Annotated in this window: 9 protein-coding genes; 7 read left to right on the plus strand and 2 right to left on the minus strand. The window is 44.3% G+C overall.

The window, feature by feature from the left end; genetic code table 11:
- Positions 1-56, minus strand: a 56-nt coding sequence (locus IM500_RS24605) for a helix-turn-helix domain-containing protein (protein WP_072024880.1), incomplete at its 3' end; no start/stop codon positions are given.
- Between the two features lie 91 nt (positions 57-147).
- Between IM500_RS24605 and IM500_RS20330 the strand changes: the two genes are divergently transcribed.
- From IM500_RS20330 to IM500_RS20360, 7 genes are all read left to right on the plus strand, one after another.
- The gene (locus tag IM500_RS20330) at positions 148-1044 is read left to right on the plus strand and encodes an ABC transporter permease (RefSeq protein WP_190719775.1); all 897 of its coding nucleotides are present in this window, start codon (positions 148-150) and stop codon (positions 1042-1044) included.
- Between the two features lie 212 nt (positions 1045-1256).
- Positions 1257-1589, plus strand: a complete 333-nt coding sequence (locus IM500_RS20335) for a hypothetical protein (protein WP_147072214.1) — start codon at positions 1257-1259, stop codon at positions 1587-1589.
- Positions 1590-1850: 261 nt separating this feature from the next.
- Positions 1851-2042, plus strand: a complete 192-nt coding sequence (gene petP, locus IM500_RS20340) for a cytochrome b6f subunit PetP (protein WP_002742483.1) — start codon at positions 1851-1853, stop codon at positions 2040-2042.
- A 22-nt stretch (positions 2043-2064) separates the two neighbouring features.
- Positions 2065-3141 (plus strand): Get3/ArsA fold putative tail anchor-mediating ATPase NosAFP, encoded by a 1077-nt coding sequence (locus IM500_RS20345; protein WP_190719772.1) that lies wholly within the window; start codon positions 2065-2067, stop codon positions 3139-3141.
- A 6-nt stretch (positions 3142-3147) separates the two neighbouring features.
- Positions 3148-4128, plus strand: coding sequence for a chlorophyll synthase ChlG (gene chlG, locus IM500_RS20350; protein ID WP_125732609.1), 981 nt, complete (start codon positions 3148-3150; stop codon positions 4126-4128).
- Between the two features lie 276 nt (positions 4129-4404).
- The gene (locus IM500_RS20355; RefSeq protein ID WP_043996014.1) at positions 4405-5133 is read left to right on the plus strand and encodes a Bax inhibitor-1/YccA family protein; all 729 of its coding nucleotides are present in this window, start codon (positions 4405-4407) and stop codon (positions 5131-5133) included.
- An 88-nt stretch (positions 5134-5221) separates the two neighbouring features.
- The gene (locus tag IM500_RS20360) at positions 5222-5392 is read left to right on the plus strand and encodes a CAB/ELIP/HLIP family chlorophyll-binding protein (RefSeq protein ID WP_002742489.1); all 171 of its coding nucleotides are present in this window, start codon (positions 5222-5224) and stop codon (positions 5390-5392) included.
- A 51-nt stretch (positions 5393-5443) separates the two neighbouring features.
- Here the strand turns inward: IM500_RS20360 and IM500_RS20365 are convergent, their stop codons facing one another.
- Complete coding sequence (locus IM500_RS20365; RefSeq protein ID WP_002796853.1) at positions 5444-6064, minus strand: hypothetical protein; 621 nt, start codon at positions 6062-6064, stop codon at positions 5444-5446.
- Positions 6065-6427: the final 363 nt, after the last annotated feature.

The raw sequence follows: 6427 nt of genomic DNA on the forward strand, positions 1-6427 counted from the left end.
AATAGCGACTCTTGTTCGGGTGTGGGGTAAAATCGAAACGAATAGGCTTTTTCCATACCTCACATTTTAGCATATATTTCGTAAATGTGCTAATATTTAACAGTAAAGCCGTCGTAGAACGACGGGGTTTCAGACCCAAAATTTCCGATGAGCCAAACCATCACACCTTCTTCCTTAAAAGCTAGTTTAGCCCCCAATCCCACTAGAGCAGCAACGGTGGACGATGGGGGAAATGTGCTAGGGGAATTTCTGCAAGAAACTCTGGCCATGACTAAACGTCTGTTCATCCAATTACAACGTCGTCCTTCAACCCTAATCGCGGGGGTAATTCAGCCCTTTATGTGGCTGATTTTATTTGGGGCATTGTTTTATAAGGCTCCCCAGGGTCTATTCGGCGACGATCTCAGTTATGCTAAATTTCTCGCCCCCGGGGTGATTGTCTTTACCGCTTTTTCTGGGGCCTTAAATGCTGGTTTACCGGTAATGTTCGATCGAGAATTTGGCTTTCTTAACCGTCTCTTGGTAGCACCTTTAACCACTCGTTACTCGATCGTGGCCGCTTCTACCATCTATATTATCGCCCTCAGTTTCATCCAAACCGCCTCGATCGTGGCTGCTAGTGCCTTTTTAGGGGCAGGATTGCCCAGTTTAGCCGGATTAGGTGCGATCGCTTTGATTGTTTTCCTAATAGTTTTGGGTATGACCGCCTTAAGTCTCAGTTTAACCTTTGCTCTCCCCGGACATATCGAATTAATCGCCGTCATTTTCGTCACCAATTTACCGCTTTTATTTGCCAGTACCGCCCTCGCTCCCTTAAACTTTATGGCAGATTGGTTACAAGTAATCGCTAGTCTCAACCCTCTTACCTATGCGATCGAACCGATCCGTTATATTTATTTCAATCAGCACTGGTCTTTTGATAGCATAGTCTTACAAACCCCTTGGCTTGACCTCAATTTCTTGACAGTTTTAGGCCTGCTCTTAGCTTTCGATCTGCTAATCCTTTTGGCAATTCAGCCCTTACTTCGTCGTCGTTTTGCTTAAATCAGTTATCAGTTATCAGTTATCAGTTATCAGTTTACTTTCACTGAAAAGCCTGCAACTTTCTCACCACCAAAAACTAGACAAGTAAGTAGTTATAATTAAATTGAAGATAGATTTTGCCTCTGATTGCCCCTTAGTCGCCCCTTGATAAGGGGGGTGCCTGACAACTTTTAACACCTACCCACTTAATTTTCTGAGGAGTTAGTTAGATTATGAATACTCAAAAAATGTTGATCAAATCGTCTTTATTCCTAGCTACTATTTTATTGGTCGGGGCTGATTTTAGTCCGCAAGTGTTAGCTCAAAGCTTGAACCCCAGTCAGCCAGATTATCAAAAAAATGAACGTAGTTCCGATGGCAGGGATGATCTCGGTGGTTTTAATCCTTTAGACTTGATTCATAATAGTAATTTTCGTCGTAGCCGGGACGGAGCGGAATTTCAGGAAGACACCCTCAATAATATCAACGAAGCGGCCGAGGAGTTTAAACGCAAGCAAAGAGAACAAATAGAAAATCTCCAAAATCCTGCCCCAGAAACCAAATAAAACCCTTTTTTTTGAGTAGCTAGACACAATTAATTACACATATCTAACTACCTCTTGCCTCTTGCCTATTGCCTATTGCCTCTTGCCCATCCTAACCAGGAGGTTGATTTTGGCCGATTGCTTAGTATATATGATCGCTAAGTGCAGATGATCTGAGAAAGACCGATAACTGAAGAGCATTGGGGGGTTTATCTGACACGAATTTATATTAAACTTAGGATTGGTTTATTGAATTATCGTCTTATTAAAACTGTGGAAGTAATGGAAATCGGGCAAAAAGTCAAGGTCTGTCGCTTAAGAGACCGCGTTAACTCGGATGTAGCGGGTAAATTGGGTAAAGTGGGTGTCATCAAAAATTTTAAGATGACCGATGGCAGCGGTGTTGGTGCTGTTGTCCAGTTCGATGATAAGACCGCTACTTGGTTTTTTGAGGATGAACTCAAACTCATCTAAATATAACGCTTAGGAATTAACTATGTCCTTAATTTTGACCTTTTTGGGCAAGGGGGGCAGCGGTCGCAGTACGATAGCGATCGCTTCGGCAAGAAAAATGGCTGGTCTGGGGTCAAAAGTTCTCTTGATCGGTCAAGATTCCGGTCCTGCTTGGGGATTACTCCTCAAGGCCTCCCCTAGCTCCTCCATTACGGAAATTGCCCCCAATCTCTCGGTTGTGCAGCTTAGTAGTACACAGTTACTAGAAAAAAGTTGGGAAGAAGTCAAGGAACTGGAAAAGCAGTATTTGCGTTCTCCCACCTTGAAAAATGTTTATGGTCAAGAGTTGGGCATTTTACCCGGAATGGATCAAGCTCTAGCTTTAAATTTCCTGCGGGAACAGGATAAAAGCGGAAATTACGATGTCATCATCTACGACGGCAGCGGAGATATCAACAGCCTGAGAATGTTGGGTATTCCAGAGGTAGGTGGCTGGTATTTACGGCGTTTTCGGCAGGTTTTCAGTGATTCCGAGATTGGTCGCACCCTTTCTCCCTTTTTCCAACCGATCGCCGCTGCCGTGCTGAATTTCTCCTTTAATCCCGATGGTTTGGGGAAGAAGGCCGATAATAACATTTTAGACGAGGGGCGCTCGGCTTTAGCCGATCCTCGGCGAGTTTTAGCCTATCTAGTCACCAATGATGATCCACTTGCGATCGCAGATGCCAAATATCTTTGGGGTGGGGCGCAGCAAATCGGTTTAAATGTGGGGGGAGTGATTTTTAATCGCTGTCAGAGTGCCACGGAGGATTTTGCCCCGCTGCCGGCGGCGATTTTACCGGACCGTCAAGGAGAAGATTGGCAGGAGTTAATCGCCGAGTTACCCAATTTTCTCACGGTGCAGCCGCCCAAACCGTTAATAATCGATACGGCAGTCGGTCAGGTCAAGGTTTATTTACCCGGATTCGAGAAAAAACAGGTAAAACTGACGCAATCGGGTCCAGAATTAACCATCGAAGCGGGGGAGCAACGGCGTAATATTGATGTACCACCGCCTCTAACCGGACGAGCGGTAAAAGGGGCAAAATTCCAAGACGGTTACTTAATTATTTCTTTTTAAGGGATTATGTCGAACACCGAGATAGAAAACAAGGATAATCGAGGCGCAAAAACTCGCCAGTTATTGGGCATGAAAGGGGCCTCATCGGCAGAAACCTCCCTCTGGAAAATCCGCTTACAATTGATGAAGCCGATCACTTGGATTCCCCTAATTTGGGGGGTTGTCTGTGGGGCTGCTTCATCGGGGAATTATACTTGGTCTTTAGAAGATGTCTTAAAAGCGGCCACCTGTATGTTACTTTCCGGTCCATTGATGACTGGTTATACCCAAACTTTAAATGATTTTTACGATCGAGAAATCGATGCAATTAATGAACCCTATCGCCCGATTCCTTCGGGGGCAATTTCTATTCCGCAAGTAGTCGGCCAGATTTTGGTTTTATTAGCGGGTGGGTTAGGAATAGCTTATCTTCTCGATCGCTGGGCCGGTCATGATTTCCCGATCATGCTCTGTTTAACCCTATTTGGTTCTTTTATCGCCTATATTTATTCAGCGCCACCTTTAAAATTAAAACAAAATGGTTGGCTGGGAAATTATGCCCTCGGTGCTAGTTATATAGCATTACCTTGGTGGGCTGGTCACGCCCTTTTTGGTCAGTTAAATTGGACAATTATGATCTTAACCCTCATCTATAGTCTAGCGGGGTTAGGCATTGCTGTAGTTAACGACTTTAAAAGTGTGGAAGGTGACGAAAAATTAGGCTTAAAATCCTTGCCAGTTATGTTTGGAATTACTACCTCGGCTTGGATTTGCGTGATTATGATCGATGTTTTTCAAGCAGGAATTGCGGGTTATCTGATTAGTATTCATCAGAATCTTTATGCCGCTATTTTACTGTTATTAATTATCCCTCAGATCACTTTCCAAGATATGTATTTTCTGCGGGATCCGCTCAAAAATGATGTCAAATATCAAGCCAGCGCCCAGCCTTTTCTAGTCTTAGGAATGTTGGTGACAGGTTTGGCTTTAGGTCAGGGGATACTCTGAAGATTGTAGTTAGTAAAAACAGGAAATATTCAGTTTACGGGACATTATCGCCTTGAATCGGGCTTCTGTTTACGGTAACTTAAAAGGTCAAGAGGGGAGAAAACTGTGGCTTCTAGCTAGATCCCTAGTCTTTTCGTTACAATCAAGAGGGAATCGATGCTGGGGGAAAAATTACTTTTTTTTCTTCCCTGCGATTCGGCATTCTTGACGAACTAATCAAGAATAGTTTCTGTTTAACAAGATTGATTGAGACAAGTATCTCGAATCCTAGTAACCATGAGTAATACCAGTAACTTTCGTCAAGCTTTACGCGAGGCTAAAAGCCAAGCTCTTATCGGCCCTAATGTTATCCCCAAGGCCCTGCCCTATCTCGGTGGCGGTCTAATTTTGACTGCGGTGGGAACCTATGGCGGTTTAGGTGTGATCCAATCCTATCCCCAGATTTTCTTCCCGACTTTCTTTGTCGCCCTGGTTGCCGAGATTATTTTATTTTTTGTCGCCCGTAATACTGCCGAAAGAGGCAATACAGGCACTGCTCTGCCCCTGCTGACTCTCTATAGTCTTCTTTCTGGCTATACTCTCAGTGGAATCGTCTATGTGGCCTTAGGTACTTCCGGTGTCGGTTTGCGAGGAGTAGCAATTGCTGCCCTCGGTTGCGGCATTGCTTTTGTGTTGGGACGGAATATCGGCTCGAATCTGTCGGAAAAAGATGGTTTAGCCCTGACTCAAACCGTTAGCATCGGTATTCTCGCTCTCTTTATTGTTCTCATTGGTCAGCTAATTTTCTCTATCTTTGGTGGTGCTACTCCCACCTGGTTAGAAATCGCCATTTCTGGCATCGGGGTTTTCTTGTTTGCCGGCTCGGCAGTGGTGGACTTTTACATCTTGCCCCGTACCTACAGAGATGAGCAGTATCTCAGCGCTGCTTTATCGATGTATTTGACCTATATCAACCTATTTATCTTTATTCTGCGCCTTTTAATCGCCCTTAACGGTCGAGATTAGGGCAAATAGAGAGGAGTTAGAAATTAGTTACAACCTAAGTTCTAACTCCGCTAGAATAGTAAAGAAATGTAAACAGCCTGTAAAGATTATGACTGAACCACAACCGACTCAAACCCCCAAATTAGAAGATCCCAAATTTGGCTTTAATGACTATGCCGAGCGCCTCAACGGTAGGGCTGCTATGATTGGTTTTGTGATCACCCTGTTGATCGAGTATCTAACTGGCCAAGGTCTGTTATCTTGGTTAGGGTTACAGTAGTTTTTTAGGCTTTTTTAGGCATTCTAGGGGAAATATAGCCTTGAGTGTTAGTTAACGCATACAAGCTTCATGATTTTCCCCGTAGAATCCTTGCAAGACCGAATCACCTCGCTGTTGCGGTGTCCCGTGGGAGCGATTAGGAGCTTCAAAATCGCCCACTTCCGAAGCGGCTTCCGCTAGAAGTTTTCCCGCTATTATATAATCCTGTTTGGATAAACCTCTAGCTTCGGTAAATAACCAAGAAAGGGTATCTCCCGCTAGACAATCGGCCTGTAATTCAATGCCGATGCTCATCCCACCTTCATCGATGCCACCAATACCCCGATTCCACTGAACAGCGTGAGCGGCCTCGTGAGCGACGGCGTAAAGGGGAAATAAAGGATTATCGCTAATACCAGTAACTTGCTTGAGATTGACATAGACTGTATTATCTACAGTGCAGAAAGCCGCTAGGGAAATTACGCCGCAGGGAGTGGTTATCGGGCCATCGCTTAACAAATACTTAAAATTGATCTGGTGTAATTGAGCCGTATATTCAATTACCGCTTCTAAGGCATCCGTAATATCGTCTGCTTGCGCTCTCTGGGCTAGAGGGGATAAAATCAAGAGGGAACTACAAGAAACGGCAGATATCAGGGATAATAACCGTTTACGGCCAGAGTTAGGTTTCATGGTACTAACAAAGTCGGGAGTGAGGAAGAAGTTTAATTGATCTGAATTAGCCTACCGCTACGATCACAATTTTAAAAGCTATATCTAAGACTTCCAGAGAAAATACAGAATTTACGCGGCTTTTGATCGAAGTTTACAGAATTCCTCGTCAAGGTTTAGGAAATTAATTGGGCACGACCACTTATTGTGTTGAAAATATGTCCGTCAGTCAGGCAAAAAGCTCCTCATCGGAAATTTTGGGTCTGAAACCCCGCCGTTCTAGGTTGGCTTTACGTTAGAATTAAAAGGCCAGTCTCGAAAACCAAGTGGACGGCGCAGCACCTTGAAAACTCGGCTTAGGGGGTTCCGACCAGAAAAGCTTGG

Source organism: Microcystis sp. M179S2 (assembly GCF_020245805.1).
In the GTDB taxonomy this organism is placed as follows: domain Bacteria; phylum Cyanobacteriota; class Cyanobacteriia; order Cyanobacteriales; family Microcystaceae; genus Microcystis; species Microcystis aeruginosa.

Bases quoted from the DNA above. Each gene is read 5' to 3' on its own strand.
- petP (WP_002742483.1), top strand. From the start codon at position 1,851: ATGGAAATCGGGCAAAAAGTCAAGGTCTGTCGCTTAAGAGACCGCGTT.
- IM500_RS20355 (WP_043996014.1), top strand. From the start codon at position 4,405: ATGAGTAATACCAGTAACTTTCGTCAAGCTTTACGCGAGGCTAAAAGC.
- IM500_RS20345 (WP_190719772.1), top strand. From the start codon at position 2,065: ATGTCCTTAATTTTGACCTTTTTGGGCAAGGGGGGCAGCGGTCGCAGT.
- IM500_RS20360 (WP_002742489.1), top strand. From the start codon at position 5,222: ATGACTGAACCACAACCGACTCAAACCCCCAAATTAGAAGATCCCAAA.
- IM500_RS20335 (WP_147072214.1), top strand. From the start codon at position 1,257: ATGAATACTCAAAAAATGTTGATCAAATCGTCTTTATTCCTAGCTACT.
- IM500_RS20365 (WP_002796853.1), bottom strand. From the start codon at position 6,064: ATGAAACCTAACTCTGGCCGTAAACGGTTATTATCCCTGATATCTGCC.
- chlG (WP_125732609.1), top strand. From the start codon at position 3,148: ATGTCGAACACCGAGATAGAAAACAAGGATAATCGAGGCGCAAAAACT.
- IM500_RS20330 (WP_190719775.1), top strand. From the start codon at position 148: ATGAGCCAAACCATCACACCTTCTTCCTTAAAAGCTAGTTTAGCCCCC.